Annotated in this window: 22 protein-coding genes; 13 read left to right on the top strand and 9 right to left on the bottom strand. The window is 70.7% G+C overall.

Annotated elements, in window-relative coordinates; translation table 11 throughout:
• The first annotated feature begins 254 nt into the window (after window positions 1–254).
• From SGCZBJ_RS14645 to SGCZBJ_RS14635, 3 genes are read left to right on the top strand one after another with little or no spacing between them, the layout of a single operon-like run.
• Complete coding sequence (locus tag SGCZBJ_RS14645) at window positions 255–1,814, top strand: efflux transporter outer membrane subunit (protein WP_101718732.1); 1,560 nt, start codon at window positions 255–257, stop codon at window positions 1,812–1,814.
• An 11-nt stretch (window positions 1,815–1,825) separates the two neighbouring features.
• Window positions 1,826–2,878 carry an efflux RND transporter periplasmic adaptor subunit gene (locus SGCZBJ_RS14640; RefSeq protein ID WP_240621515.1) on the top strand — a complete coding sequence of 351 codons (1,053 nt, stop codon included), beginning with the start codon at window positions 1,826–1,828 and terminating at the stop codon, window positions 2,876–2,878.
• Complete coding sequence (locus tag SGCZBJ_RS14635) at window positions 2,878–5,997, top strand: efflux RND transporter permease subunit (protein ID WP_101718730.1); 3,120 nt, start codon at window positions 2,878–2,880, stop codon at window positions 5,995–5,997. Before SGCZBJ_RS14640 ends, SGCZBJ_RS14635 begins: the two co-directional genes overlap by 1 nt.
• 142 nt (window positions 5,998–6,139) lie before the next feature.
• Here the strand turns inward: SGCZBJ_RS14635 and SGCZBJ_RS14625 are convergent, their stop codons facing one another.
• Entirely contained in the window at window positions 6,140–7,081 is a 942-nt protein-coding gene (locus tag SGCZBJ_RS14625) for a winged helix-turn-helix transcriptional regulator (protein WP_101718728.1), read from the bottom strand.
• A 125-nt stretch (window positions 7,082–7,206) separates the two neighbouring features.
• On the opposite strand from SGCZBJ_RS14625, the gene SGCZBJ_RS14620 reads away from it, so the two are divergent.
• On the top strand, window positions 7,207–8,424 hold the full coding sequence (locus tag SGCZBJ_RS14620) for an acetyl-CoA acetyltransferase (RefSeq protein WP_101718727.1): 1,218 nt from the start codon (window positions 7,207–7,209) through the stop codon (window positions 8,422–8,424).
• A gap of 1 nt (window position 8,425) precedes the next feature.
• A complete protein-coding gene (locus SGCZBJ_RS14615; protein ID WP_101718726.1) occupies window positions 8,426–9,217 on the top strand; it encodes a DUF1295 domain-containing protein in 792 nt (263 codons plus the stop codon).
• A 155-nt stretch (window positions 9,218–9,372) separates the two neighbouring features.
• Here the strand turns inward: SGCZBJ_RS14615 and SGCZBJ_RS14610 are convergent, their stop codons facing one another.
• Both SGCZBJ_RS14610 and SGCZBJ_RS14600 read right to left on the bottom strand, forming a co-directional pair.
• Window positions 9,373–10,821 carry a carotenoid oxygenase family protein gene (locus SGCZBJ_RS14610; protein WP_101718725.1) on the bottom strand — a complete coding sequence of 483 codons (1,449 nt, stop codon included), beginning with the start codon at window positions 10,819–10,821 and terminating at the stop codon, window positions 9,373–9,375.
• A gap of 452 nt (window positions 10,822–11,273) precedes the next feature.
• Complete coding sequence (locus SGCZBJ_RS14600) at window positions 11,274–12,356, bottom strand: L,D-transpeptidase family protein (RefSeq protein WP_101718724.1); 1,083 nt, start codon at window positions 12,354–12,356, stop codon at window positions 11,274–11,276.
• Window positions 12,357–12,433: 77 nt separating this feature from the next.
• Here SGCZBJ_RS14600 and SGCZBJ_RS14595 point away from each other — a divergent pair, with 77 nt between their 5' ends.
• Together SGCZBJ_RS14595 and SGCZBJ_RS14590 are read left to right on the top strand one after the other, a co-directional pair.
• Window positions 12,434–13,549: a M15 family metallopeptidase gene (locus SGCZBJ_RS14595; protein ID WP_240621514.1), complete on the top strand. Its 1,116-nt coding sequence runs from the start codon at window positions 12,434–12,436 to the stop codon at window positions 13,547–13,549.
• Window positions 13,536–14,231 carry an arylesterase gene (locus SGCZBJ_RS14590; protein ID WP_101718723.1) on the top strand — a complete coding sequence of 232 codons (696 nt, stop codon included), beginning with the start codon at window positions 13,536–13,538 and terminating at the stop codon, window positions 14,229–14,231. The genes SGCZBJ_RS14595 and SGCZBJ_RS14590 overlap by 14 nt, the downstream gene beginning before the upstream one ends.
• A 113-nt stretch (window positions 14,232–14,344) precedes the next feature.
• On the opposite strand, the gene SGCZBJ_RS14580 is transcribed toward SGCZBJ_RS14590, so the two are convergent.
• Window positions 14,345–15,454: a YeiH family protein gene (locus SGCZBJ_RS14580; protein ID WP_101718722.1), complete on the bottom strand. Its 1,110-nt coding sequence runs from the start codon at window positions 15,452–15,454 to the stop codon at window positions 14,345–14,347.
• Between the two features lie 157 nt (window positions 15,455–15,611).
• The gene (locus tag SGCZBJ_RS14575) at window positions 15,612–16,232 is read right to left on the bottom strand and encodes a TetR/AcrR family transcriptional regulator (protein ID WP_101718721.1); all 621 of its coding nucleotides are present in this window, start codon (window positions 16,230–16,232) and stop codon (window positions 15,612–15,614) included.
• A 127-nt stretch (window positions 16,233–16,359) separates the two neighbouring features.
• On the opposite strand from SGCZBJ_RS14575, the gene SGCZBJ_RS14570 reads away from it, so the two are divergent.
• Window positions 16,360–17,682, top strand: coding sequence for an oxygenase MpaB family protein (locus SGCZBJ_RS14570; RefSeq protein WP_101718720.1), 1,323 nt, complete (start codon window positions 16,360–16,362; stop codon window positions 17,680–17,682).
• Between the two features lie 172 nt (window positions 17,683–17,854).
• On the opposite strand, the gene SGCZBJ_RS14565 is transcribed toward SGCZBJ_RS14570, so the two are convergent.
• Window positions 17,855–18,058 (bottom strand): hypothetical protein, encoded by a 204-nt coding sequence (locus SGCZBJ_RS14565; protein ID WP_101718719.1) that lies wholly within the window; start codon window positions 18,056–18,058, stop codon window positions 17,855–17,857.
• 88 nt (window positions 18,059–18,146) lie between these two features.
• Window positions 18,147–18,788 (bottom strand): TetR/AcrR family transcriptional regulator, encoded by a 642-nt coding sequence (locus SGCZBJ_RS14560; RefSeq protein WP_101718718.1) that lies wholly within the window; start codon window positions 18,786–18,788, stop codon window positions 18,147–18,149.
• Window positions 18,789–18,912: 124 nt separating this feature from the next.
• On the opposite strand from SGCZBJ_RS14560, the gene SGCZBJ_RS14555 reads away from it, so the two are divergent.
• Both SGCZBJ_RS14555 and SGCZBJ_RS14550 read left to right on the top strand, forming a co-directional pair.
• Complete coding sequence (locus tag SGCZBJ_RS14555) at window positions 18,913–19,992, top strand: efflux RND transporter periplasmic adaptor subunit (RefSeq protein WP_338065459.1); 1,080 nt, start codon at window positions 18,913–18,915, stop codon at window positions 19,990–19,992.
• Window positions 19,989–23,057 carry an efflux RND transporter permease subunit gene (locus tag SGCZBJ_RS14550; RefSeq protein ID WP_101718717.1) on the top strand — a complete coding sequence of 1,023 codons (3,069 nt, stop codon included), beginning with the start codon at window positions 19,989–19,991 and terminating at the stop codon, window positions 23,055–23,057. The genes SGCZBJ_RS14555 and SGCZBJ_RS14550 overlap by 4 nt, the downstream gene beginning before the upstream one ends.
• 309 nt (window positions 23,058–23,366) lie before the next feature.
• On the opposite strand, the gene dksA is transcribed toward SGCZBJ_RS14550, so the two are convergent.
• Together dksA and fliX are read right to left on the bottom strand one after the other, a co-directional pair.
• Entirely contained in the window at window positions 23,367–23,795 is a 429-nt protein-coding gene (gene dksA / locus SGCZBJ_RS14545) for an RNA polymerase-binding protein DksA (RefSeq protein ID WP_058346549.1), read from the bottom strand.
• Between the two features lie 223 nt (window positions 23,796–24,018).
• Window positions 24,019–24,447 (bottom strand): flagellar assembly regulator FliX, encoded by a 429-nt coding sequence (fliX, locus tag SGCZBJ_RS14540; protein ID WP_101718716.1) that lies wholly within the window; start codon window positions 24,445–24,447, stop codon window positions 24,019–24,021.
• Between the two features lie 235 nt (window positions 24,448–24,682).
• On the opposite strand from fliX, the gene SGCZBJ_RS14535 reads away from it, so the two are divergent.
• From SGCZBJ_RS14535 to SGCZBJ_RS14525, 3 genes are read left to right on the top strand one after another with little or no spacing between them, the layout of a single operon-like run.
• Window positions 24,683–25,798, top strand: coding sequence for a flagellar basal body P-ring protein FlgI (locus SGCZBJ_RS14535; protein WP_101718715.1), 1,116 nt, complete (start codon window positions 24,683–24,685; stop codon window positions 25,796–25,798).
• The gene (locus tag SGCZBJ_RS14530) at window positions 25,798–26,133 is read left to right on the top strand and encodes a rod-binding protein (protein ID WP_101718714.1); all 336 of its coding nucleotides are present in this window, start codon (window positions 25,798–25,800) and stop codon (window positions 26,131–26,133) included. Before SGCZBJ_RS14535 ends, SGCZBJ_RS14530 begins: the two co-directional genes overlap by 1 nt.
• Window positions 26,133–26,582, top strand: coding sequence for a flagellar basal body protein (locus SGCZBJ_RS14525; protein ID WP_101718713.1), 450 nt, complete (start codon window positions 26,133–26,135; stop codon window positions 26,580–26,582). Before SGCZBJ_RS14530 ends, SGCZBJ_RS14525 begins: the two co-directional genes overlap by 1 nt.
• The last annotated feature ends 240 nt before the right edge of the window (window positions 26,583–26,822 follow it).

Below are 26,822 nucleotides of genomic sequence, written 5' to 3'. Positions count from 1 at the left end.
GAGGGCGCAACGAAAGCCGCCTGCCGTCCGCTTCGAAAAATCGTCGCGTTGCGCTGCCAGGCTGCTGACAGATTCGGGTGGCCGCCATGCGAGCAAAGGCGCGACCGTCCTACGTAGTGACCGCAGGCATGGGAAAATCGGCTGGCGTCTTCGAGAGACGGGCTTTTTTCTTGTGAATAGTCGCCCTAATTGAGCGAACGACGGTCCAGTTCGTCCGTTTAGGGGCGGTCGTCCGGAAGTGGGGTAGGTTCTTGATGAGTTTCGACGCGACCGCCGATCGCCGACGCACGGCCGCGCGCCTGTTCGCGCAGGTCGGCCTTGGTGCGGGCGCCGGCCTGGCCGTGCTGGCCCTTGCCGGCTGCAACGCCACCGCGCCCCGCACGCCCGACACCCGCCTGCCCGCCGCCTTCGAGGCCCCCGCGGGCGCGCCCCTGCCCGCCGCCGCCCTCGACCAGTGGTGGACGCAGTTCAACGACCCGCAGCTGAGCGGCCTGATCGCCACGGCCCTGGAAAAGAGCCCCGACGCCCGCAGCGCCGCAGCCGTGCTTGAAGAGGCCCGCGCCGTGCGCAAGGGCCAGATCCGCCAGCTGTTCATCCCCTCGGGCCAGATCAAGGGCGCGGCCAGCCGCCAGCACACCGACATCCTAAATCAGGATGGCGAGGGCGCCTTCACCCTTGGCGGCAACGCTGACAATTACAGCCTGGGTTTCGACGTCTCGTGGGAACTCGACTACCTGGGCCGCCGCAAGGCCGGCCTACAGGTCGTGAACAACGACCTGGCCGCCGCCCGCTTCGCCTACGAAGGGGCCCGCGCGGCGCTGGCCGCCAACGTCGCCCAGTCCTATTTCGAGGCCAAGGGCCTGGCCGTCCAACTGGAGGACGCCCGGCAGAGCGCCCGCATCAGCCAGGGCCTGCTCGACCTCGCCGCCGAAAAGGCCCGCCGGGGTCTGTCGGCCGGGTCCGAAGCCGACAGCGCCGCGGCCACCCTCGCTCAGTCCCAGGCCCAGGCGGCCGACCTGGAAAGCCAGCTACAGGCCGCCCGCCGCAGCCTGCTGATCCTGGTCGGGCGCGGGATCGACCCGCTGGCCAGCCTCGACGTCGACGCCGCCCTGGCCGAGCCGCCGGCGATCCCGGCCGCGGTGCCGGGCGAGCTGCTGGCCCGCCGCCCCGACGTGCGCGAGGCCCAGGCGCGCCTAGCCTCGGCCGCCGGCAATCTCAAGGTCAACCAGAAGGCCCTGTTCCCGACCTTCACCCTGACCCCCGGTCTCGGCTGGGCCAAGAGCGTCTCGCCGGCCTTCAACTTCGGCCAGGGCGGCGCCGGCGGCGGCACGGTCTCGACCACCACCGGAACCTGGACGCTGGGCGGCAACGTCTCGGTCCCACTGCTCAACATCCCCCAGCTGCTGGCCGAGATCGACGCCCAGGACGCCCGCACCGAGCAGGCCGCCGTCGCCTACGAGAAGTCGGTGCAGACCGCCTATGGCGAGGCCGAGAACGCCATGGCCCAGCTGGCGTCGGACAATCGCCGCGTCACCCTGCTGAAGGCCGGCGAGGCCCGCGCGGCCAACGCCTACGCCGCCAGCCGCAGGGGCTACGCCGCCGGCCTCACCGACCAGACGACCAACCTGCAGAACGAGCAGAGCTGGCGCAGCGCCCGCACCGCCCTGACCGGCGCCCAGACCCAGGCGCTGCTGCGCGCGGTGCAGACCTACAAGGCGCTGGGCGGCGGCTGGTCTCCGGACAGCCCCGCGCCCCTGCCTCCACGGGCCGCCAGCCAGCCCGCCGACACGTCTTCCGAACGCGCCTCGCGATGAGAACCCAGACCATGACGATCACTTCCGCCCGCGCGCTCGCCCTGCTGACCGCGTCCGCCCTGGCCCTAACCGCCTGCGGCAAGAAGGACGACGACAAGGCCGCCCCCGCCAGCCAGGCCCGCGCCGTCAGCGTCGGCCAGATCGAGACCCGCCCGCTGGGCGGCGGCATCGAGGCCTCCGGCGTGCTGCTGGCCCGCGACGAGGCCGTGGTCGGCTCGGAGCTGTCCGGCTACCGCGTCGCCCGCATCTATGCCGACGAGGGCGACTATGTCCGCGCCGGCCAGCCGCTGGTGCAGCTGGACGCCACCCTGCTGCGCGCCCAGATCGACCAGCAGGCCGCCGTCGCCGCCCAGGCCCAGGCCGAAGCCGCCCGCGTCTCCGGCCTCGACGGCCAGGGCGTGCTCAGCCAGGAACAGATCGAGAGCCGCCGCTACACCGCCAAGGCCCAGGCCGCCTCGCTGAACGAACTGAAGACCCGCCAGAGCCGCATGACCATCGTCGCCCCGGTCGGCGGCCGGGTCATCGAGCGCGGCGTCAAGCCGGGCGAGATCTCCGGCGGCGGCACGACGCCTTGGTTCCGGATCGTCCGCGACGGCCTGGTCGAGCTGGAAGCCGACGTCAACGAGCAGGACCTGGCGGGCCTGGCGGTCGGCCAGCCGGCCACCGTCACCCTGCCCGGCGGCCAGCAGGTCTCCGGCGCCATCCGCCTGGTCAGCCCGCGCGTCAACGCCGACACCCGCCTGGGCAAGGTCCGCATCCGCCTGCCGGTGCGCGAGGACCTGCGGGCCGGGGGCTTCGGCAAGGCGACCTTCGGGGCCTCGGGCCAGGCGGTCACGGCGGTTCCCGAAACCGCCATCCGCTACGACGCCTCGGGCCTGTCGGTGGTGACCGTCGACGCCAACAATCGCGCCAAGCAGGTTGCGGTGCGCACCGGCCGCCGCGGCGGCGGCTGGGTCGAGCTGGTCCAGGGCCCCGCCGCCGGCACGCGCGTCATCGTCGGCTCGGCCGCCTTCGCTGGCGACGGCGACCTGGTGAAGCCCCAGCCCGTCAAGGCGGCCAACTGATGGCCGAACTTCGCATCTCAGCCTGGTCGATCCGGAACCCGATCCCCGTCGCGGTCCTGTTCATCGCCCTGATCATCGCCGGCGTCGCGGCCTACCTGTCGCTGCCGGTCAAGCAGTTCCCGAACGTCACCTTCCCGGCCGTGACCGTCTCGGTCACCCAGAGCGGCGCGGCCCCCGGCGAGCTGGAGACCCAGGTCACCCGCCCGATCGAGGACGCGGTCTCGGGCATCTCCAACATCAAGACCATCCGCTCGTCCGTCACCCAGGGCGCCTCGACCACCACCATCGAGTTCGAACTCGGCGAGGACCTGCAGAAGGTCACCGACGAGGTCCGCTCCAAGGTCGACCAGGCGCGCGCCAGCCTGCCCAAGGAGATCGACGAGCCGATCGTCCAGCGCCTGGAAATCGACAGCGCGCCGATCATCACCTACGCCGTCTCGGCCCCGGCGATGAGCACGGCCGAGCTGTCGTGGTTCGTCGACGACACCGTCACCCGCGCCCTGCAGGGCGAGAAGGGCGTGGCCCAGGTGGCCCGCGTCGGCGGCGCCGAGCGCGAGATCAACGTCATCATCGACCCGGCCCGCATGGCCGCGTTCGGCGTGACGGCGCCGCAGTTGAACCAGGCCCTGGCCAATTTCAGCCTCGACGCGCCAGGCGGCCGGGCCACGGTCGGCGGCCGCGAACAAACCCTGCGGGTGCTGGGCGCGGCAAACACGCTGGACCAGCTCAAGCAGATCACCATCCCGGTCGGCTCGCGCTACGTGAAGCTGACCGACGTCGCCGACGTCGGCCAGGGCGCCGGCGAGGAGCGCGGCTTCGCCCGTCTCGACGGCAAGCCCGTGGTGGCCTTCCAGGTCATGAAGACCCGCGAGTCCAGCGACGTGCAGGTCGAGGATCGCGTGAAGGCGGCCGTCCTGGCCCTCGAGGCCAGGAGCAAGGGCGTCGCCTTCACCAAGATCTACTCCACCGTCGACGAGACCCGGGCCAGCTTCAAGGCCACCGAACACACCCTGCTGGAAGGCATGCTGCTGGCCTCGCTGGTGGTGTTCCTGTTCCTGCGCGAGTGGCGCGCCACCCTGATCACCGCCATCGCCATGCCGGTGTCGCTGATCCCGACCTTCGCCTTCATGGCCATGGTCGGCTTCTCGCTGAACGTCGTCACCCTGCTGGCCCTGACCCTGGTCATCGGCATCCTGGTCGACGACGCCATCGTCGAGATCGAGAACATCGAGAAACGGGTGTCCAAGGGCGAGCGTCCCTACCAGGCGGCGATGGAGGGGGCCGACGCCATCGGCCTGGCGGTCGTGGCCACCACCTTCACCATCGTCGCGGTGTTCGTGCCGGTGTCCTACATGCCCGGCATCCCCGGCCAGTTCTTCAAGGAGTTCGGCCTGACCGTCGCGGTCTCGGTGCTGTTCTCGCTGGTCGTGGCCCGCCTGCTGACCCCGCTGCTGGCCGCCTACTTCCTCAAGCCGGCCAAGAAGCCGCATCCGCGCAAACCGTTCGAGGGCCTCTACCGCAAGAGCCTCGACTGGGCGCTGGACCACCGGATCATCAGCTTCATCCTCGGCGGCGTGCTGACCGTCGGCTCGCTGGTCGGGGCCGGCTTCCTGGCGTCGATCGGCGTGCTGCCCGTCGGCTTCCAGCCGGCCGGCAACGCCAACTACTATTACATCAAGCTGCAAGGCCCGCCCGGCGCGACCGTCACCGACATGGACCGCACGGTCCAGGCCGTGACCAGGATGTTCAAGGCCCGCCCCGAGACCGAGCACGTCTTCGTCCAGGTCGGCTCCAACATCGCCAGCGGCTTCGGCGGCCAGAGCGGCGCCGACGTTCGCGACGGCACCGTCACCGTCGTGCTCACCGGCGACCGCAAGCTGACCGTCACCGAGATCAAGCAGGAGATCCGCGCCGGCCTGCGCGACATTCCAGACGCCCGCGTCAACCTGCAGAGCGACTGGGGCTCGGCCGACATCCAGAACATCATCACCTCCGACGATGGTCTGGCCCTCGACAAGGCCGCCCTGGATATCGAGCGCGAGATGCGGACCCTGAAGACCGTGGCCGACCCGCGCCCCTCCTCCCCGCCCAGCGGCCCGGAGATCGTCATCCGGCCGCGCGCCGACGAGGCCGCCCGCCTGGGCGTCTCGGTGGCCGACATCGCCGCCATCGCCCGCGTGGCCACGGTGGGCGACATCGACGCCAACGTCGCCAAGATGACCCAGGGCGAGCGCCGCATCCCGATCCGCATCCGCCTGCCCGACGGCGCGCGCTCGGACCTGGCTGCGATCGGCGCCCTGCAGGTGCCCACCGCCAGCGGCGGCGTCACCCGCCTCGACAGCGTCGCCGACATCGACTTCCAGGCCGGTCCCGCCAAGATCGACCGCTTCGGCCGCAAGCGTCAGCTGACCGTCGAGGCCGACCTCGCCGGCAAGGCCCAGCTGGGCCAGGCGCTGGAAGAGATCGGCAAGCTGGAGTCGATGAAGAACCTGCCCGCCGGCGTCACCCCGGCCTCGGCCGGCGACCAGGAGGCGTTCACCGAACTCTTCAGCGGCTTCGCCGTCGCCATCCTATCGGCGATCGGCCTGGTGTTCGGCGTGCTCGTCCTGCTGTTCCGCAGCTTCTTCAAGCCGATCACCATCATCTCGGCCCTGCCGCTGGCCATCAGCGGCGCCCTCGTGGCGCTGGTGGTCTGCCGCCAGCCGCTGTCGATGCCGTCGCTGATCGGCTTCCTGATGCTGATGGGCCTGGCGGCCAAGAACTCGATCCTTCTGGTCGAATACGCCATCGAGCAGGAGCGCGCCGGCATGACCCAGCGCGAGGCCCTGATCGACGCCTGCCACGAGCGGGCCCGCCCGATCGTGATGACCACCCTGGCGATGATGGCCGGCATGCTGCCCACGGCCCTGGGCCTGGGCCAAGGCTCCGAGTTCCGCCAACCCATGGCCGTGGCCGTGATCGGCGGCCTGATCACCTCGACCCTGCTGTCGCTGGTGCTGGTGCCGGTGGTCTACGAGGTCATCGACGACTTCGAGCGCTGGATCACGCCGAAGCTCTCGCGCCTGACCACGCCGCGCGAGGCGCCGGGGGCGACGGCTTCGCCGGTGGATCGGCTGTAGAGGCAATGGGGCCGGAGGAGACCCCCTCCGGCCCTCCAGGCCACCTCCCCCAAAGGGGGAGGATCTAGAAGCGCCACGCCAAGAAGATGCTCCCCCTCTGGGGGAGCTGTCGGCAAAGCCGACTGAGGGGGCTCCCCCGCCTCTACACCAGCACGGTCGTCTCAGGCCCGACCACCCCGCCGCAGACCGCGCACCTCACCACCGCCTCCAGCGGCTGGCCGCACGGCCCATGGGTCAGCACCTCGGGCGCGCCTTGCGGCCCCGCCAGCCAGCGATCGCCCCAGGCCATCAGCGTCACGAGCAGCGGAAACAGCTCCCGCCCCTCGTCGGTCAGGCGGTACTCCCAGCGCTCGGGCCGCTCCTGGTAGCGGACGCGATCCAGCACCCCCAGCGCCGTCAGCCGCGCCAGGCGGTCGGAGAGGATGTTGCTGGCCGCGCCCAGCTCGGCCTGCAGGTCGGCGAACCGGCGCAGGCCGTAGAACGCCGCCGCCACCAGGTGCGAGGTCCAGCGGTCGCCCAGCACGGCGATCGCCCGCTCGGCCACCGGCGGGATCCCGCCCTCGCCCTCGACGATCGAGCGCCGCTGGGCGCGCGGTCCCGGCGCGGGATCCAGGCCCGCCCCCGGTCCCGGAGCCACGGTCGTGTTGCGGGCGGTCACCGCCTCGCCGCAGGCCTTGCAGGTCAGCTGCGCCACCAGTTCGCAGCCGCAGGTGCGGTGCATGACGCGATGGGCCGGGTCGCCAGAGGCGTCGACGGGCGCGTCGCCCCGCTTCTGGTCCCAGCGCAGGATCATCAGGGCGGCGGCGAACAGGTCCAGCCCCTTGGCCGTCAGGTGATAGCCGTGCCGGACGGGCCGTTGCTGGTAGGGCCGCCGCTCCAGGATCCCCGCGCCCTCCAGCCGGCCCAGCCGGTCGGTCAACAGCGAGCGGGCCATGCCGGTATGGGCCACGAAGCCGTCGAACCGGCTGACGCCACGGAACGCCGCGTACAGCGCCAGCAGCGTCCAGCGATCGCCGATGACGTTCAGCGCCCGCGCCGCCGAACTGGCGCGCACCGTGCGGAAACTGTGGTTTTCGGGCGACATCTTCCCCTTGGTGCGAGCGTTCGCGGCCGCCTGTCAATCTTGGCCGATTGCCTCGCCCGCCAGTAGCTTTTATAACGAGACTAACAAGAGCGGGGACGGGCAATCTCGCCGGCGCGGAGGCAGCCATGGTCTACATCCTGGGGGGATGGCAGAGCGACTTCTCCGCGAACTGGTCGCGCCGGGGCTGGGGCCTGGCCGACGCGTTTGGCGAGGCGGTGGCGCAGGGACTTGCGGCCGCCGACCTCGCCCCTTCCGACATCGAGACCGGCCACGTCGGCAACTTCGCCGGCGAACTGTTCGCGGGCCAGGGCCTGCTGGGCGGCTTCTTTGGCCTGGTCCATCCCGACCTCGACGGCCTGCCGACCATGCGCCACGAGGCCGCCTGCGCCTCGGGCAGTTGCGCCGTCCTGGCCGCCGCCGCCGAGATCGAGGCCGGCCGCTACGGCCTGTCCTGCGTGATCGGGATCGAGCAGATGCGCAACGTCCCCGGCCAGACCGCCGCCGAGCACCTGGGGGCGGCCGCCTGGACCGGCCACGAGTTCCAGGACGCCCGCTTCCTGTGGCCCGCCGCCTTCTCCGACCTGGCCGAGGTCTACGACCAGCGCTTTGGCCTGCGTTACGAGCACCTGATGGCGATCGCCGAACAGAACTTCGCCAACGGCCGCCGCAACCCCAACGCCCAGACCCGCGACTGGCGCTTCGCCCCCGAAGCCTTCACCGCCGACGACGTGGCCAATCCGGTGGTCGAGGGCCGCACCCGCAAGCAGGACTGCGGCCAGGTCACCGACGGAACCGCGGTGATCTTCCTGGCCTCGCCCGAGCGCGCCAGGGCCTATGCCGACGCCCGCGGCATTCCGCTCGAGAGCCTGCCGCGCATCAAGGGCTGGGGCCACCGCTCGGCCCCGATCCCGCTCGACCGCAAGCTGGCTGCGAGCAGAAACGGCGGCCACGTCTTCCCGCAGGTGCGCCGCGCCATCGACGACGCCCGCGCACGGGCCGGCCTGTCCCTGGCCGACATCCATGCCGTCGAGACCCACGACTGCTTCGCCGTCACCGAATACATGGCCATCGACCACCTGGGCCTCACCGCGCCCGGCGAGGCCTGGAAGGCGATCGAGGCCGGCGACATCGCCATCGGCGGCAAGCTGGCGGTCAATCCGTCAGGCGGCCTGATCGGCGCGGGCCACCCCGTCGGCGCCACCGGCGTGCGCATGGTGCTGGACGCCTTCAAGCAGACCACCGGGACGGCCGGCGACTATCAGGTCGACGGCGCCCGCAACGTCCAGACCCTCAATATCGGCGGCTCGACCACCACCACGGTCAGCCTGGTGATCGGAACCTGACATGCTGCAGATCCTGCTGGTCGACGCCGCCGTCTCGGCCGCCGCCTTCCTGGCGCTGTGGCTGACCTCGCTGAAGATCCGCGACGTCAGCTTCATCGACGCCTGGTGGGGGCTGGGCATGGCGCTGATCGCCTGGACCGCCTTCCTGCAAGGCCCGCCGACGCCGCGCGGCATGCTGCTGACCGCCATCTGCACTGTCTGGGCCGCGCGCCTGGGCGGCTATTTGCTGTGGCGCTGGCGCAAGCACGGCGCCGACCGCCGCTACGTCGCCATGCTGGCCCATGCCGAGAAGGAACGCGGCTGGAGCTTCGCCAAGACCTCGCTGCTGCTGGTCTTCGCCCTGCAATACGTCATGCAGTTCGTGGTCGCCCTGCCCGTGCAGCTGGGCCAGGCGCCCGGCCCGCTCGGCCCGCTGGCCATCGCCGGCGCGGCCCTGGCGGTGCTTGGCATCGTCTTCGAGACCGTCGGCGACGCCCAGCTCGTGGCCTTCAAGGCCGACCCGGCCAACGCCGGCAAGGTCATGGACAAGGGCCTGTGGCGCTACACCCGCCACCCCAACTATTTCGGCGACGCCTGCACCTGGTGGGGCCTGTTCCTGATCGCCGCCGAGGCCCTGCCCTGGGGCCCGTTGTCGATGATCGGCCCGGCCCTGCTGACCTTCACCCTGATCCGCTGGAGCGGCGTGCCCACCACCGAAGGCCGCCTGAAGAAGACGAGGCCCGACTACGCGGCCTATGTGGCGCGGACCTCCGGGTTCGTGCCGTGGTTTCCCCAAAAAACACCTCTCCCATAGGGAGAGGGAGGGGCCCAGGCGAAGCCTGGGAGGGTGAGGGGTTAGGAACCCTGGCCGCCCTGCCCGAGATCGTACCGGCACGCCGGCCGACCGTGTAACCCCTCATCCTCCCACGCCTTCGGCGCGGGCCCCTCCTTCTCCCTCTGGGAGAAGGTTTAGCGAAGCTCCCCCCGCCCCGCCCACACCGAGTGCGTCCCGCTGCTGATCTTGTGCGGCAGCGCGATCCGGCACGCGGGCTCCATCGTCCGCGCATCCACCACCAGGCACTCCGAGGTTCCGGTGTTCTCGTCGATGATGAAGCTGACCAGCCAGCCGTCGTCCTCGTCTGTCGCACCCGGACGGCCCGCGAACGGCGCCTCGCTGGCGTAGCGTCCTTCCGGCAGCTTCAGGCTCCGGCTCTCGCCGGTGACGAGGTCGTGCTTGACGAAGCCGTCGAACAGGAACCAGCCCGGCTTGGCCGTCGTCGAATAGGCATAGCGATAGGGCTTACCGGCCCAGGCCTGGTTGAACATGCCGAACTCCAGCACCCGGTCGTCCAGCCGTTGCTCGACCGTCTCGCCGGTCGCCAGGTTGAACCGCCAGCGGTGGAGCTTGGGCCGGAAGCTGTGCTCGTCCAGATAGGCCATCAGGTGGGCGTACGGCTCGGGCGCATCCGCAAGCGGTCTGGGCGTCGGGTTTTCCTGGAAGTAGCCGTCGACCACCACCTCGTCGCCCTCCTCGTAGGCGTTGAGGAAGTGCAGCACATAGGTCGGCGCGGCCTCGAACCAGCGCGGCTCGCCGCCCTTGCGGGGCACGAGGGCGAAGCGCGACGGCAGGCCCTTGTGCAGGCGCACCGCGTGGATGTCGCGCTCCAGCAGGCCTGAGTCCCAGAACACCGGCAGGTCGTTGAGGATCGCCCAGTTCTGGCTGAACGCCATGTCGTGCGGCAGGCGCGGGCCCGGCAGCGGCACGGGCTGGTACAGCGTCCGCCGGCCCGAGGCGTCGACGACGCCGAAATGCATGTAGGGCGCGTGCTTGGAGTAGTTGAAGAACAGCAGCTCGCCGGTCGCCGGATCGACCTTGGCGTGGGCCGACACACCGTCCAGCGGCGCCCACGAGGCCGGTCCCAGCGTCTCCAGGGTCAGCGGGTCCAGCCGATAGGCCTCGCCGCACTGGTAGAAGGTGGCGATCGCCTCGCCGGCGTGGACGACGATGTCGGTGCTGGCGGTGTCCTTCAGCGCTCCATGCGCGCCGAACCCCGGTCGCAGCGACACCCCCGGCCCGTCGGCCAGCCCGCCCCACAGGCTCTGGCCCGCCTCCTGCTCGGCTTCGAAGCCGCGCGTGCGGATGAAGCGGTTGCGATAGCGCGCCGTCCCGTCCTGGAACTCGATCTGGTGGACCATGCCGTCGCCGTCGAACGGATGGTAGCGACCCAGCGGCTCGTGCGCCGGGTTCTCGGTGTTGCGCAGATAGACCCCGTCCAGCTGCGGCGGGATCGCGCCCTCCAGCACCACCAGGTCCTCGGCGTCGAGCTCCTCGTGCTGCGGCGTCCAGGCGCCGGTCATGTAGGGATGGTCGGTGACCCCAAGCGAGGTCTTCACCGACGGTTGGCGCGCGATCTTCATGCCGTCCTCCCCAGGCTGGCGGACGGAAGCCTAGACCATCAGTCTCGTTATGCAAGCATCTTCGACGAACACCGATTGCTGCATCGCACCCAAAAGAAAGGCCCGCGAGCCGGAGCGCGCGGGCCATTTCCTCGTGGGCCCCGAAACCGGGGCGACCGCGGCCGAATTACAGGGCGGCGCGGTTCTTGTAGGCCGAAACGGCCAGAGCGATCAGGCTCAGCATGCGAAATCCAGTCATCTTGCGTCGCCGGGACCAGATTGCCCCGACGCCGGCCATATATGATGACAACGTTGTCAAATCAAGCTCACATGCTGCGACGCAACAACGCATTAACGGCAAGAAAGCGCGCGATGCGCGCTCCCCCTCAGTCGCTCCGCGACAGCTCCCCCAGAAGGGGAGCATCCAGATCCTCCCCCTCTGGGGGAGGTGGCCCGGAGGGCCGGAGGGGGCCCTATCCCGCCCTCGCCTCCTCGCCCATGAACACCACCTTGGCCCCCTTCTCGACCGCCTTGCCCAGTTGCGCCGCGTCCCAGTTGGTCAGGCGCACGCAGCCGTGCGAGGCGCGCTTGTTGACCAGCTTGGGATCGGGCGTGCCGTGGATGCCGTAGGTGTCCTTGGTCAGGTCGATCCAGGTGCCGCCGACCGGGTTGTTGGGACCCGCCTTGATGGTCAGCTTGCCCTTGGGCTTGCCGAAGGTCAGGCGCGAGGGGTCGTAGGTGTAGGTCGGGCGCGGGGCGACGGTGTTGACCGCTAGCTCGCCGCTCGGGGCCGGGCGCTCGGTGCTGCCCACCGTGGCCGGATAGACCGCCTGCAGCACGTCCTGGGCGTCGAAGGCCCGCACCTGGCCGACGCCCTTGTCGATCTCGATCCGCGTCACCCGCGCCGGCAGCTCGGCCGGTCCCAGGGCGACCACCGCGATCTTCGCGCCGGCCTTGGTGAAGTCCGCGCCGGGGTTGAGGGCCTGCAGCAGCGCCTCATCCATGTGGAAACGCTCGGCCAGGGCCTCCAGCGGGCCGGTGTAGGAGAGCGCCGGCAGTTTCGCCATCGCCTCGTAGTCGTCCTTGGGGATCGATTTGACGAACGGCCCCTTCACGTCCTCCGGGGTGATCACGTAGTCGGTCAGCACCGGCCCGCCGTCGGCCTCGATCAGCGCCTTCCACAGGTCCGGCGTCACCTGGCCGTCGACCGTGAGGCCCCGGGCCTGCTGGAAGGCCTCGATGGCCAGCCGCAGGTTCGTGCCCGTCACCCCGTCGATGGAGCCGGGCGAGAACCGGGCCCGGTCGAGCAGCACCTGCACCCGCACCAGCGACGGCGCGATCATCGAAGGATCGGCGGGCGGGGCGTCCTGCGGCCCGGCCGCTTCCACCGCCTGGGCCAGGGGCGAGCGGCCGTTGGCGGCCGGGGCGGCCTTCGGCTGCTGCGCGCCGGCCGCGGCGGGCGGCGGCGCCTCAGCCTTGTCCTCGCCCTTCGAGCAGGCGGCCGCGGCCAGGGCGCATCCGGCCATCAGGGCCGCGAGACGGAAGGTCGAAGGCATCGCATACTCCACGCACGAGGAACGTCTTGCCGTTCTCAAGCCTTGAGCCATGGCGAAGTTCCGAAAGGCGGGTGCGCTTGGCTTCACGATGGCGGAAGGGAACGAAGGCGCGGCGACGCGGCCGGCGGCTGGGGCTGACCCTGCTGGTCCTGCTGCTGGCCGGCTGCGCGGGGGTCGGCGCGTGGCTGGCCTGGCCGACATCGGGTCCGCCGCCCGCCGACCCGCCCACCGGCGACGAGACCCCGTTCGAGCCGGCCGCGCAGTACGTGCCCTCCAACGATCCGCCGTCGGCCCCGCTGTCTCCCCTGCCGCTCGACGAGACCTGCGAGGCCGCCGCTCCGGCCGGCGCCGCGGAAGCCAACGCCGCCAGCCTCAACACCCTGTCATGGGCCCCGTTCGGACGGACCGAGACCGGCTGGGTCATCTACGCCCCGCGCATCGGCGCCGAGCTGGCCACCGCCTGCGGCCCGGGCACGCCCCGCTTCGCCGCCGCCCTCGCCCGCTGGCAGGCGGGCCACGGCCTGCCTCAGACCGGCGTGCTGGACGCACCCACCTTCGACGCCATGAAGACCCGCTGGACGCTGGCCCGTCCCTTCGCGGCCATCAATGCGCGCGGCGAATGCCCCAACGCTCCCGCCGTGGCGAGCCTGTCGACGGCCAAGCCCGAGGAGGCCTACGGCGGCAAGACGATCCAGCTGCGCCCCGGCGCGCTGGAGGCCTATCGCCGGATGGTCGAGGCGGCGCGCAAGGACGGCGTCGTCACCGACCGCGACCCGCGCGTGCTGACCATCTTCTCGGCCTTCCGCGATCCGGCCGCCGACGCCGCCCGCTGCGCCCGCGACAACAACTGCCAGGGGGTGACCCGCACCATCTGCTCGGCCCACCGCACGGGCCTGGCCATGGACGTCTTCATCGCCGCCCCCGGCCACGGCCCCGACTCCAGCGCCGACGACAACCGCCGCGCCATGGCCCGCTCGGACGTCTATCGCTGGATGGTGCGCAACGCCGGCCGCTTCGGCTTCGTCAACTACGTGTTCGAGCCCTGGCACTGGGAATGGACCGGCGAGCCGCCCCTGCCCGGCGTGCCGATCTCAAGCCTTCCTCAAGACGGATCACAACCGCTCGATCAGGGGGCGCCGACGCCTCAACCCGGCCTGAAAGGCTTACTACCTAGGAAGAATGAAGTTCGCTGACGCTCACATCCTGAAGGACCCGAATTGGGGCCGGCGCGAGATCCTGGCCGGCCTGCTCACCCTCCCCGCCGGCGCCGCGCTGGCCGCGCCGCGCGTGATCGCACCGCCGCGCCCACCGGTGGTCACGGTGCTGGGCGACTCGATCACCGCTGGCCTCGGCGTTCGCCAGGGCGAGGCCATGCCCGCTCGCCTTCAAGCCGTGCTGGCGGCGCGTGGCCTCAACGTCCAGGTTCGCGCCGCCGGCCGCAACGGCGACACCAGCGCCGGCGGCCTCTCGCGCCTCGAAGGCGCGCTGGGCGGCGACACCGCCGTCTGCGTCGTGGCCCTGGGCGGCAACGACCTGCTGCAAGGCCTGCGTCCCGAGGCCACCCGGGCCAACCTGCGCGCCATCCTGACCCGGCTGCGCGAGCGGCGGATCCCGGCCGCCATCGCCGGCATCAACGCCCCGGCCCTGCTCGGCGCCGACTACGCCCGCCGCTTCAACGCCGTCTACACCGACCTGGCCCGCGACTTCGCAGCCCCCCTGCTGCCCAACCTGCTGGCCGGCATCGGCGGCTCGCGCCGCTATATGCAGAGCGACGGCATCCACCCGAACGCCGAGGGCGCGCGGGTCATCGCCGCCAACCTGGCGCCGGTGGTGGTCCAGGCCCTGGCGAGAGCGACGCAGGTGGCGGCGCGCTGACCCCCTCAGTCGCTTCGCGACAGCTCCCCCAGAGGGGGAGCATCTAGGCGCTCAAGATCCTCCCCCTTTGGGGGAGGTGGCCCGGAGGGCCGGAGGGGGCCGCCGTCAGGCGGTCACAGAAACCACTCCACCGCCACCAGCACCACGCCGGCGATCCACGCCGTCTCGACCACCATCAGCGCCACGGGCCGCCAGCCGGCGGTCATCACGTCCTTGAACGAGGTCTTCATGCCAAGGCCCGCGATCGCGGTGACCAGGCACCAGCGGCTGACCTCGGTGGCCGCGTCGGCGCCGGCCTTGGGCAGCCAACCCAGGCTGTTGACCGCCACCAGGGCGGCGAAGGCCACCAGGAACAGCGGCAATTGGGGTTTCGCCCCGCCGCTGCCGCCCGGCAGCATCCGCGCGGCCAGGAAGGCGATGACGAACACCACCGGCAGCAGCATCGACACCCGCAGCAGCTTCACATAGGTCGCCACGTCGCCGGTGTGCGGCGAGATCATGTAGCCGGCCCCGACCACCTGGGCCACGTCGTGGATCGTGCCGCCCAGGAACACCCCGGCCTTGGTCTGGTCCAGATGCAGGGCCGCTGTCAGCAGCGGATAGGTGATCATGGCGATGGTCGACAGGGCCGTGACCACCACCACCGTCAGGATGGTGTCGCGCTCGCCGTCCTTGTCGCGCGGCAGCACCGACGCGATGGCCAGGGCCGCCGAGGCCCCGCAGATGCCGACCGCCCCGCCCGACAGCACCCCGAAGCCCTGGCGCAGGCCCATCCGCTTCGAAAGGAACGCGCCCAGGAGGATCGTCGAGACCACCGCGATGACCACCGTCACGATCGGGGTGACGCCCAGGCTGAGGATCTGGCTCGCCGTGATCCGCGCGCCCAGCAGGGCGACGCCGAACCGCAGTATGGCCTTGGACGAGAACTCGATGCCCGGGATGCAGCGCCCCTCCTGGTGCAGGAAGTGGAAGGTCATGCCCAGCAGCAGCGCGAACAGCATCACCGGCGCGCCATAGTGCTGCGACAGCCAGGTCGAGGCCAGGGCGATGGTCCCGGCGACCAGCACGCCGGGATAGAGCTTGATCAGCGCCGCCTGGCCGGGAAACCGCTCCTTGGCCTTCTGCGCCGGGGCCGGCTCGGGACGGCTCAGCCCCTCCATGCCCTCCAGCGATTGGAACAGCGCCCGCGCGGCGGCCGCGTCGGTGTCGAGATCGGAATGCATCGCCAGGCCCTTTGACGAGTCGCCGTGCCGACGACGCCTTCCGTCTGGACCCGGAGCGCAAGCGTGGCAAGGGAAGGCCTCGAGGGACGCGAAAACCCCGCCCTTCGACGAGCTCAGGGTGAGGTTTTCGAATGACCCGCAGCGCCAGCCTTGGTCCTCATCCTGAGCTTGTCGAAGGACGAGGACCACGCAGGGCCACCAAGGCCGAGATGTAGGCCTCCATCAGCCGCACCAGCTCGTCCTCCAGCGCCTGCGGATCCAGCGCCAGCCCCGGCTCGGCCGCCGCCGCCCGCAGCAGGCCGACGGCGGCGTGGGTCAGGACGAAGGCCGACTCCGGGGTCAGGTCGATCTGCAACCGGGCCTTGCCGGCGATCGAGGCCAGGAAGGCCTGGTGATGCTCTTCCAGCACCGCGTCGCCGCGATGGAACATGGCCCCCAGCAGCGCCTGGCGGGTAGCGGGCGAGCCCTCGAAGCCGTTCATCAGCGCCCGCACGATCGGCCGAACGCTGCCCAGGTCCGGCCGCTCGATCAGGGTCTGGGCGATCGTGTCGCGCACCGCGCTGGTCCGCCTCTGGGCCAGGGCGGCCAGGATGTCCTGCTTGTCGGCGAAGTACTGGTAGACCGTGCCGACGCTGACACCCGCCCGCTCGGCCACGTGATTGGTGGTCAGCCGCTCGGGCCCGCCGCTCTCCAGAAGCTGAAAGGCTGCGTCGAGAATGGCGTCGACCGTGGCCTGCGCCCGTCCCTGGCTCGGCGATCGCCTTTTCTTTTCAGTCACTTGCCATCGACCTCCGCACACTCGCCAGGTCAAAAGGCAAGGCGAGTAGGAACATGAGCAATGCTTACATACGCTTGAGGGCAAGAATAGAGGTCCCTCCCCCGGGAGCAGACCGGAAGGAGCCCAGATGATCCGTCCCATCGACGAAGTCCGCGCCCGCGTCGCCTCGCAGAAGACCCTGCTGCCGGGCTTCTACGGCAAGATCGATTTCGACCGCACGCCCGAGCGCTTCACCGAAGACCCCGCCTTCGCCGTCGCCCGCGACCGCCAGCCGCTGGGGGTGTCGGTCAGCCAGGACGACCTGGACCGCGTGCGGGCCTACACCATGCTGGGCGACATCGTCGCCGACGCCTATGCCGCCCTGATCCCGCAGTTCGGCTTTCGCCGGCTGATCGACATGCTGGTCGCCGCCTGCGAGCGCGGGATCGAGGCCGTGCCCGACGCGCCGCCGGAGCTCGCCGCCTTCATCGCCGAGATGGAGGCGACGCCCGACTGGATCGACATGGACCTGGTGCGCGAGGGCCAGCGGCTCGACCGCAACGCCGCCGCCCACCTTGGCCCCTTCGCGATCCGCGGCGCGTTCGTGGCCACCTTCCTCAACAAGTATTCGGCCCTGCCCATGGCCCTGACCGGGACCCTGGGGGCCGAGACCGCCGCCAAGCGGGTCAACGAGACGGCCGCCTTCTTCACCACCACCCTGCTGCCCGGCTCGCTGGACCGCCACGGCGAAGGCTTCAAGGCCGCGGCCATGGTGCGGCTGATGCACTCGATGGTGCGCTTCAACGCCTTGCGCTCGGGCCGCTGGAACGCCGAGGTCTACGGCGTGCCGATCCCGCAGGTCGACCAGATGCCGGCCGGGCTGATCCCGATCTTCCTGATGTCGTTCCAGATGCTGCGCAAGGGCCGCCGCCGGTTCACCCCGGCCGAGCGGGCCAAGGTCGAGCTGGCCCGCTATCGTTGCTTCCTGCTGGGCCTGCCGCAGGACCTGCTGGCCGACACGCCGGAAGGGATCGTGCGGATGATGACGGCCCGCGACAGCACGCTTCGCCGGGGCTTCGACGACGAGACCTGCGGCGCGCTGATCCGCGCCACGCTCGACGCCTACCTGCCGCCGGACGAAAGCCCCGCCAACCGCCTGCACGACCGCATCGAGCGCCGCTTCGCCAAGGCCTTCTTCCTGCGCCACTTCATGCGCGGCGACCGCAAGCGGGCGGCCAGCATGGGCATCGCGGTGACCCCGGCCGACGAGGCGACCTTCATCGTCGTCGCCCTGCTGGTCACCTTGCAGATGAAGGCCTTCGACCTGGCCGACCGCCTGCCGCTGCTGCGCCACGTCGCCGACGCGGCCATGGTCCACCGGATCCGCAGCCTGCTGAAGCGCTACGGCCACGCCGAGTTCACCACGGACGCGGCCAGCTATCGGCCCACCAACGCCAAGGCTGCGGCCTGATCCCTCTCCCCTTGCGGGAGAGGGTGGCCCGCGCAGCGGGTCGGGTGAGGGGTCGAAAGCCCGATCCGCCGCAGCGGCCGAACGATCGGGTGTAGCGTCGAAGTTCCGAGAGACCCCTCATCCGTCATCCTTCGGATGACACCTTCTCCCGCAAGGGGAGAAGGAAGTTTGGTCAATCCGCGTCGTCGAACGCGTCTTCGCCCGCGGTCTCTTCCTCGCCCGTCAGGGCGGTGTCGAGGCTGTCGATGATCTCGTCCATCTGCTCGGAGGTGATCGAGACATAGATGTTGTCGCCGCCGACGGCCGAGACCAGCAGGCGGTAGCCGTCTTCGGTCTCTTGCAGGGAAAAGGTTTCCAGGGGCTGCAGCTTGGCCATGGTCGGCGTCTTTCGTCTGGGGAATGCGAGGCGCGGATGTAGGCTCCCCAGGCGCTCAGTTCAACGGACGTCCTTCTTCCCATGCCGTTCAGGCCACGCCCTTCAACGCTCCTCGTCGCAGCAGCGAGATGTGGCAGGCGATCAGCACCTCGCGCTCGACCCACGGAAAATCGGCGCGGGCGATCAGCAGCGACACCAGGCCGTGCAGCCCCGCCCACAGGGTCTGGGTGATGCGCTGCACGTCGTCGTCATGGGTCAGGCCAGCGTCGCGCACCTCGCCCACGATCTCGGCGAAGCGCTGGAAGGCCCCGATGCCGGCCATCATCGGCCGGTCGCCGACCCGCTCCTTGTAGGTCCCGTCCAGCCCCTTCTCGACCATGAAGGCCACGCGATAGGCGTCGGGGTTTTCGAGACCGAAGTCGACATAGACCCGCAGCGCCTTCTCGAAGCGCTCGGCCGTCGGCGTGAAGTCGGCCCGCGCGGCCTCCATGCGCTCGACCAGGATCGCGAAGGCGCGGATGCACAGCTCGGCGGTGATGTCGTCCTTGGTGGCGAAATAGGCGTAGAGCGCCGGCTGCGAGATGCCAACCGCCTCGGCGATCTGGCGGGTCGAGACGGTGTGCAGGCCCTTGGCGCTGAACAGCTTCAGCGCCGCGTCCAGGATCTCCTCACGGCGCTCGGCGCCCTGGCCCTTGGGCTTGCGGGGGGAACGGACTTTCGGCGCGATCATCGTCCCTCCTTTCCGTGTTCGGCCTGCCTTGACAACCCACAATAATCGATCAGTGATAACTTATCACCGATCGATGATGAGGGCGAGGGCGATGGACGGGGCGCGTGCTGGTTATGGAGGCGTCGTGCTGCTGACGGCGCTAGCGCTGGGCTCAGGCCTGATGCTGGTCGCCTGCGGCGGCAAGGCGCAGACGCCCCAGGCCGCCCCGCCCCCGGCCGTCGAGGCCGTCACGGTCGGCGCGCCCGGAGCGGCCTCGGAACTGACCGCCTCGGGCGCCTTGCAACGCCGCCGCGAGATGGCCCTGTCGTTCCGCATTCCCGGCGTCCTGACCCGCATGAGCGTCGAGGCCGGCGACGCGGTGCGGGCCGGACAGGCGCTAGCCGCCATCGATCCGGCGGGCGTCGACGCCCGCCAGACCCAGGCCGCCGCCGACCTGGAGCGCGCCCGCCGCGACGCCGACCGGGCCCGCAAGCTCTATTCCACCGGCTTCGTGGCCAAGGCCCGGCTGGACGACGCCGAAAGCGCGCTGAAGGCGGCCCAGGCCGCCCATGCCGGCGCGGCCTTCGACCGGCGCTGGGCGGCGCTGTCCTCGCCCGTCTCCGGCGTGGTGCTGGCCCGGACCGCCCAGGCCGGCGAGGTGGTCGCCGCCGGCCAGACGGTGCTGACGGTCGCCGACCTTTCCAGTCCGCTCGTCCTGCGCCTGCCGCTGCCCGCCCGCGACGCGGCGCGGGTGACGCTGGGCTCCAGCGCCGCCGTCACCGCCGACGCCCTGCCCGGCCAGACCCTGACCGGCGTCGTCACGCGCCTGGGCCAGGCCGCCGACGCCCGCACCGGCGCGGTCACCGTCGAGATCGAGGTCCAGGCTCCGCCGCAGCTGAAGAGCGGCCAGATCGCCGCCGCCCGCCTGCAAGCGCCCGCCTCGGCCCAGGCCGCCGCCCGCGCCGAGTTCGTCCGCATCCCGGCCGAGGCCCTGCTCGAGGCCTCAGGCGACAAGGCCGCCGTGCTGCGCCTCGACGGCGCCGTGGCCCGTCGGGTCAATGTCCGGTTTGGCGGCTTCGACGGCGACGACGCCCTGGTGGCGGGCCTCGCCGCCGGAACCCGGGTGATCACCGCCGGCGCCGGCTTCGTCTCCGACGGCGAAAAGGTGGCCGTGGTGGATCCGCGCGCCCTGGCAGCCCCTGTCCGCGGGGCGGCGGGCAAATGAGCCTCAACCTCGCCGCCTTCGCGGTAAAGCGCTGGCAGTTCACCATCGTCGCCTTCGGCCTGCTGGTCATGCTGGGGGTCAACGCCCTGCTGACCGTGCCGCGGTCGGAGGATCCGCACTTCCCGATCCCCATCGTCATCGTCCGCGCCGTGCTGCCCGGGGCCGAGCCGGCCGAGATGGAGCAGCTGGTCGCCGACCCGATCGAGACGGCGGTCTATGGCCTGGACAACATCGACAAGGTCGAGAGCACCAGCCTCGACGGGGCGGCGATCGTGCGGGTATTCTTCACCTGGGACGTCGATCCCGAGCGCAAGTTCGACCAGGTGGTGCGCGAGGTGAACGCCATCCGCGGCAGCCTGCCGGCGGGCCTGCAACGACTGGACATCGAGCGGGTGCGCACCACCGAGGTCGCCATCGTCCAGGTCGCCCTGGTCAGCGACAGCCTGCCCATGCGCCGGCTGGAGAAGGCCGCCGACCGCCTGTCCGAGCGCCTCGACCGCGTGCCCGGCGTGCGCCAGACCCGCTATTACGGCGCCCCGGCCTCGGAGGTGCGGGTGTCGCTGGACCTGGCCCGCCTGTCAGCCCTGAAGCTGCCCGCCTCAAGCGTCGCCGACGCCCTGCGCGCGGCCGGCGCCGAGGCCCCGATCGGCGCGGTCCAGGCCGGCGCCCGGCGCTTCAACGTCAAGTCCGGCGGGGCCTTCCGCTCGCTGGACGCCGTCAAGGACACCCCTGTCCGCTCGGTCGGCGGCCAGGTGGTGCGGGTGCGCGACGTCGCCGATGTGGCCTGGGCCCAGGAGGAGCCGACCCACGTCACCCGCTTCGACGGCAAGCGCGCGGTGTTCATCGCCGTCACCCAGAAGGACGGCCAGGACGTCGGCAAGATCACCAAGAGCGTCGAGGCCGTGCTCGACGACTACGAGAAGGTGCTGCCGGCCGGGGTCAGGCTCGATCGCGGCTTCATGCAGGCCCGCAATGTCGAGCACCGCCTCCAGAACCTGCTGCGCGACTTCGGCCTGGCCCTGGTGCTGGTGCTGATCACCCTGCTGCCGCTGGGGCCGCGCGCGGGGCTGGTGGTGATGGTGTCGATCCCGCTGTCCCTGCTGATCGGCCTCTCCTTGATCCAGGCCTTCGGCTTCACCCTGAACCAGCTGTCGATCGCCGGCTTCGTGCTGGCGCTCGGCCTGCTGGTCGACGACAGCATCGTCATCACCGAAAACATCGCCCGCCGGATCCGCGAGGGCGAGGCGCGCACGGCCGCGGCGATCAACGGCTCGGGCCAGATCGCCCTGGCGGTGATCGGCTGCACGGCCACCCTGATGCTGGCCTTCCTGCCGCTGATGGCCCTGCCAGCCGGCTCGGGCGCCTATATCCGCTCGCTGCCGGTGACGGTGCTGTGCACGGTGGGCGCGTCCCTGTTCGTGTCGCTGACCATCATCCCGTTCCTGGCCAGCCGGGTGCTGGACAAGCATTCCGATCCCGAGGGCAACCGCCTGCTGCAGGCGGTCAACCGCGTGATCCACACCGTCTATCGCCCCGTGCTGCACCACGCCCTGGCGCGGCCCTGGCTGGCGCTGGCCCTTATGCTGGCTCTTTGCGCCACGGCGGTTCCGCTGCTGCAGGCGGCCGGCTCCAGCCTGTTCCCTGCCGCCGAGACGCCGCAGTTCCTGGTCCGGGTCACCACGCCCGACGGCTCGTCCCTGGCCCGCACCGACGAAGCCCTGCGCTATGTCGACCAGCGCCTGGCCAGGGAGCCCGACATCGTCTGGCGCGCCGCCAACCTGGGCCGCGGCAATCCGCAGGTGTTCTACAACCAGTCCCAGCGCGAGAGCGCGGTGACCTATGGCGAGATGTTCGTCAGCCTCAAGCGCTGGGAGCCGGGCAAGAGCGAGCAGCTGCTCGACCGCCTGCGCGCCGACTTCGCCCGCTATCCCGGCGCGCGGATCAGCGTCGAGGTGTTCGAGAACGGCCCGCCGATCGAGGCCCCGGTGGCCTTGCGCATCACCGGCCGCAATCTCGAGGTGCTCAAGGCCCTGGCCGTGCGCGCCGAGGCGGTCCTGAAGAGCACGCCGGGAACCCGCGACGTCGGCAATCCCGTGCGCCTGGACCGCACCGACCTCGACCTCGGCGTCGACGAGGCCAAGGCCGCCGCCCTGGGCGTGCCGGCCGGCGCGGCTCGCCGCGTGGCCCGCCTGTCGCTGTCGGGCGAGGAGACCGGACGCTTCCGCGACGCCGACGGCGACGACTATGCGGTGAAGGTGCGCCTGCCCATGAGCCAGGTCGACGGCGCCGACCGCAACGCCCTGTCGGCCCTGTCGGGCGTCTACGTGCCCACCGCGGACGGCGAGGCCGCCCCGCTGTCGGCCATCGCCACGCCCAGCCTGAAGTCGAGCCCCGCCCGCATCGACCGCTTCGACCGCGAGCGGACGGTGACCGTCACCGCCTTCGTCCGCACCGGCTACCTGACCGACAACGTCACCAAGGAAGTGCTGGCCCGCCTGCAGAAGGAGCTGCCCATGCCGCCCGGCTACGTGCTGAGCCTGGGCGGCCAGGCCGAGGCCCAGTCGGAGAGCTTCGCAGGCCTGGGGGCTGCGGTGATGGTGGCGGTGTTCGGGATCCTGGCAGTGCTGGTCCTGGAGTTCCGCAAGTTCAAGACCGCCCTGGTGGTGGCCGGCATCATCCCGTTCGGGATCTTCGGCGCCGCCGCGGCCCTGTGGCTGACCGGCAATTCCCTGTCCTTCACCGCGACCATCGGCCTGATCGCCCTGATCGGCATCGAGATCAAGAACTCGATCCTGCTGGTCGACTTCACCGAACAGCTGCGGCGCGAGGGGATGAGCCTGCACGACGCCATCGAGAAGGCCGGCGAGGTGCGCTTCCTGCCGGTGCTGCTGACCTCGGCCACGGCGATCGGCGGCCTGCTGCCGCTGGCCCTGGAACGCTCGGGCCTCTACTCGCCCCTGGCCATCGCCATCATCGGGGGTCTCGTGACCTCGACCGTCCTGTCGCGGGTGGCGACGCCGGTGATGTACTGGCTGACGGCGCGGGGCGAGGAGAAGCGGGGCTGACACCCCCTCAGTCGCTCCGCGACAGCTCCCTACTCCTCCCCCGAGAAACGGGGGAGGTGGCGCGGTGCGGATACGCGCCGTGACGGAGGGGGCGACCGCCGGCACAGCGCCCAGTCTCGCCCCCTCCACCACTTCGTGGTCCCCCTCCCCCGCTTCGCGAGGGAGGAGAAGCGACCGCATCTCGATCCCCCCTCTGGGGGAGGTGGCCCGGAGGGCCGGAGGGGGCCCGCGCAGACAAAAAAACGGCCCCGCCCTTTCGGGCGAGGCCGCTTGAAACACATCAGTCGGGCCCGAAGGCCCCAAAGGGCTTCAGTCGTCGCGGTGGACGCGCTCGCGGCGCTCGTGGCGTTCCTGGGCCTCGAGGCTCAGGGTCGCCGTCGGGCGGGCGTCGAGACGGGCCAGGCCGATGGGCTCGCCGGTCTCTTCGCAGTAGCCGTAGCTGCCGTCTTCGACGCGGCGCAACGCCTGGTCGATCTTGGAGATCAGTTTCCGTTGCCGATCGCGGGTCCGCAATTCCAGCGCTCGGTCGGTTTCCGACGACGCCCGGTCGGCGAGGTCGGCATGGTTTTCAGTTTCAGTCTGAAGATGGGACACCGTCTCGCGAGATTCGCGGAGGATCTCTTCCTTCCAGCCGAGCAGCTTCTGCTTGAAATATTCAAGCTGACGCTCGTTCATGAAAGGCTCATCGTCCGAAGGACGATAGGTGTCCGGTTCTTTAAGAACAGTGGCCGTCTGCATCAACGCCTCACGCCCCGATGAACTCCGCCCTCAGCGGGCGGTGTGCTTATACCAAAACGATAGCCCCGTTCAATGAACGTCGCGTGAGCGGCGCGTTCAGGCGCGCGAGCGCCTGCAGACCGCCCATGCGGGCGACGGCGACTCACGCTTACGGCGAGCTTCGCCGCGCCGACCGGGGCTATAAAATCGCGGGAAAGGGCCAGAGGTTCCATCCCGCTGCTCCTCACGCGCCGCGCATGACGGCCAGCTTGGCCTCTTCGACGGCGGCGCGGGTCTCGATCTCGTTGAGCAGGCTCTGCAATTTCGGATCGTCGACGGCTTCGCGATGCTCGCGAACGGCCCGCTTGAGCTTGTCGATGGTGCTGGGGGAAACCTCCCCGTCCAGCACGGCGATCTTCAGGCCGTCGAGGATGTCGAGGATGTCGTCGGCCCGGCGGATCGCCCTGCGCTTGCGCTCCATCGGATCCATGTTGGCCTGCAAGGCCAGCAAGGCGTCCAGCGAGCCCACGCCCGCCAGGCCGCCGGCCGCCGCGGTTCCGGCGACGCCGCCGGCCGCACCGACGCTGGGCAGCGAAAAGCTGGACCCGCCGCCCGTCGGCCGCGCGCGTGATGCGCCAGCCGCGCCCACGCCTCCCGTGCTCGAAACCTTCATGACGACCGTCGCTCCACCGCTGGTCTTGTACGCCTACATATAGGGAGTCGCGCTCCCCGATGAGAACTCATATTCGAGAAGCGCGCTTGCGGTATGGTTAATGCCGGGCAGAATCTGCCGGACAGGATTGTCGCAGGCGTTTTTGCCCGCCCTGATCATTGATTTTCCTCACCTTTTTCGTTGGCCCGGTTCTGGCATGGGCCGCGACGGAATTGCGTCCTCGGTGTGGAAGTCCATGCGTCGTTCACTTTTCAGCTCCGTTCTTGCCGGCCTGGCCCTCGCGGCCGCCGTCGTCGTCGCCGGTCCGGCCGCCGCCAAGTCGCGGATCAAGGACATCGTCGCCGTCGAAGGCGTGCGCGATAACCACCTGATCGGCTACGGCATCGTCGTCGGCCTCAACGGTACGGGCGACAGCCTGCGCAACGCGCCGATGACCAAGCAGAGCATGGAGTCGCTGCTGGAGCGCCAGGGCGTCAACATTCGCGACGCCAACCTCAACGCCAAGAACGCCGCGGCCGTCATGGTCACCGCCAAGCTGCCCGCCTTCGCCGGCGCCGGCGCGAAGATCGACGTCTCCGTCTCGGCCATGGGCGACGCCAAGAGCCTGCAGGGCGGCACCCTGATGGTCACCGCGCTGCAAGGCGCCGACGGCCAGACCTACGCCGTCGCGCAAGGCCAGGTGCAGACCGGCGCCGTCTCGGCCGGCGGCGCCTCGGGCAGCTCGATCAGCCGCGGCGTGCCGACCGCCGGCCGCATCGCCGCCGGCGCCGACGTCGAGCGCGAGACCGGCTTCCAGATGGTGGCCATGACGGAACTGCGCCTGTCGCTGCGCAACCCCGACTTCACCACCTCGCGCCGCATCGCCGACGCCATCAATTCGAAGTACCCGGGCTGCGCCCAGGCCCAGAACCCGACCATCGTCGCCATCCGCTCGCCGGCCGGCATGGACATGATCAGCTTCGTGACCGCCATCGAGAACCTGGAAGTCGAGCCCGACGGCCCGGCCAAGGTGATCATCGACGAGGTCAACGGCGTGGTGGTGATGGGCGACGACGTCCGCATCAGCCAGGTGGCCATCGCCCAGGGCAACCTGACCATCTCGGTCCAGGAGACCCCGGCCGTCAGCCAGCCCGCCCCGTTCAGCCAGGGCCGCACCACGGTCGTCCCGCAATCGGCGATCAGCATCGACGAGGAAAAGGGCAAGAAGCTGATCACGCTGGGCGGCGGCGCGTCGCTCAAGAGCCTGGTCGGCGGCCTCAACGCCCTGGGCGTCACCCCGCGCGACATGATCACCATCCTGCAGGCGGTGAAGGCCGCCGGCGCCCTGCAAGCCGACATCGAGGTGATGTGATGAGCGCCTTCTCGATCGCCTCGCCGCCGATCACCGGCCTGACCGCCGGCGCCGGTCCCACCGCCTCCTCGGCCGCCGAGCTGCTCAAGCGCGGCAAGATCAAGGAGACGGCGCAGAAGTTCGAGGCCTCGTTCCTGTCGGTGATGATGCAGTCGATGTTCGAGGGCGTGAAGACGCCCGAGCCCTTCGGCGGCGGCCAGGGCGAGGAGATGTTCAAGTCCCTGCTGACCGACGCCATGGCCAAGGAAGTGACCAAGGCCGGCGGCATCGGCGTAGCCTCCACCGTCCAGCGCGAGATGCTGAAGATGCAGGGCCTGCAGGAGGTCGCCCAATGATGAGCTCCGCCCTCCTCTCTCCCTCGGACGAGCGCGTCGAACAGCTGATCGTCCTGACCGAGCGCCTGACCGACCTGATCGCCAAGCAGGCCACCGCCTTCGAGGCCCGCCGCCCGCACGAGGCCGCCCGCCACGTCGAGGAGACGGCCAAGCTGGCCAATGTCTATCGCCACGAGTCGGCCCGGGTGCGCGGCAACGTCGCCCTGGTCCAGGCCGCCACGCCCGACCGTCGCCGCCGCCTGGTGCGCGCCACCGAGGCCTTCGACGCCGTGCTGGCCCGCCAGTCGCGCGCCATCGCCGCCGCCAAGACCGTCACCGAGGGCCTCGTCCGCGCCGTCGCCAACGAGATCGCCGCCCAACGCCCGCAAGCCGCCGGCTACGGCCCCAGCGCCCACGGCGCCGGTTACGCCAACAACGCCACGGCCATCACACTGAACCGGAAGGCCTGATCGGCAGATCCTCCCCCTCTGGGGGAGGTGGCCCGGAGGGCCGGAGGGGGGCCGTTCTCAGCTGCGGCGATGCCAACCGACCTTCCTCCCCCGCCCACAGCCACTCAAAGCCCTTCCCGTCGGCGGATGGGGGGAAGGGTTGGGATGGGGGTGACGCCGCGCGTTCAGCCCGCACCGCCGCTTCAAGTCATGCCGCCGCAACCACCCCCAACCCCGGCCCTTCCCCCATCGAGGGGGAAG

The organism is Caulobacter zeae (assembly GCF_002858925.1).
GTDB classification, from domain to species: Bacteria; Pseudomonadota; Alphaproteobacteria; order Caulobacterales; family Caulobacteraceae; genus Caulobacter; species Caulobacter zeae.
This window is presented reverse-complemented; position numbering and strand designations above follow the sequence as displayed.

Coding starts and splice junctions, on each gene's coding strand:
- SGCZBJ_RS14635 (WP_101718730.1), top strand. CDS start 2,878: ATGGCCGAACTTCGCATCTCAGCCTGGTCGATCCGGAACCCGATCCCC.
- dksA (WP_058346549.1), bottom strand. CDS start 23,795: ATGCAGACGGCCACTGTTCTTAAAGAACCGGACACCTATCGTCCTTCG.
- SGCZBJ_RS14645 (WP_101718732.1), top strand. CDS start 255: ATGAGTTTCGACGCGACCGCCGATCGCCGACGCACGGCCGCGCGCCTG.
- SGCZBJ_RS14525 (WP_101718713.1), top strand. CDS start 26,133: ATGAGCTCCGCCCTCCTCTCTCCCTCGGACGAGCGCGTCGAACAGCTG.
- SGCZBJ_RS14560 (WP_101718718.1), bottom strand. CDS start 18,788: ATGATCGCGCCGAAAGTCCGTTCCCCCCGCAAGCCCAAGGGCCAGGGC.
- SGCZBJ_RS14550 (WP_101718717.1), top strand. CDS start 19,989: ATGAGCCTCAACCTCGCCGCCTTCGCGGTAAAGCGCTGGCAGTTCACC.
- SGCZBJ_RS14610 (WP_101718725.1), bottom strand. CDS start 10,821: ATGAAGATCGCGCGCCAACCGTCGGTGAAGACCTCGCTTGGGGTCACC.
- SGCZBJ_RS14620 (WP_101718727.1), top strand. CDS start 7,207: ATGGTCTACATCCTGGGGGGATGGCAGAGCGACTTCTCCGCGAACTGG.
- fliX (WP_101718716.1), bottom strand. CDS start 24,447: ATGAAGGTTTCGAGCACGGGAGGCGTGGGCGCGGCTGGCGCATCACGC.
- SGCZBJ_RS14640 (WP_240621515.1), top strand. CDS start 1,826: ATGACGATCACTTCCGCCCGCGCGCTCGCCCTGCTGACCGCGTCCGCC.
- SGCZBJ_RS14580 (WP_101718722.1), bottom strand. CDS start 15,454: ATGCATTCCGATCTCGACACCGACGCGGCCGCCGCGCGGGCGCTGTTC.
- SGCZBJ_RS14600 (WP_101718724.1), bottom strand. CDS start 12,356: ATGCCTTCGACCTTCCGTCTCGCGGCCCTGATGGCCGGATGCGCCCTG.
- SGCZBJ_RS14625 (WP_101718728.1), bottom strand. CDS start 7,081: ATGTCGCCCGAAAACCACAGTTTCCGCACGGTGCGCGCCAGTTCGGCG.
- SGCZBJ_RS14530 (WP_101718714.1), top strand. CDS start 25,798: ATGAGCGCCTTCTCGATCGCCTCGCCGCCGATCACCGGCCTGACCGCC.
- SGCZBJ_RS14590 (WP_101718723.1), top strand. CDS start 13,536: ATGAAGTTCGCTGACGCTCACATCCTGAAGGACCCGAATTGGGGCCGG.
- SGCZBJ_RS14570 (WP_101718720.1), top strand. CDS start 16,360: ATGATCCGTCCCATCGACGAAGTCCGCGCCCGCGTCGCCTCGCAGAAG.
- SGCZBJ_RS14565 (WP_101718719.1), bottom strand. CDS start 18,058: ATGGCCAAGCTGCAGCCCCTGGAAACCTTTTCCCTGCAAGAGACCGAA.
- SGCZBJ_RS14535 (WP_101718715.1), top strand. CDS start 24,683: ATGCGTCGTTCACTTTTCAGCTCCGTTCTTGCCGGCCTGGCCCTCGCG.
- SGCZBJ_RS14615 (WP_101718726.1), top strand. CDS start 8,426: ATGCTGCAGATCCTGCTGGTCGACGCCGCCGTCTCGGCCGCCGCCTTC.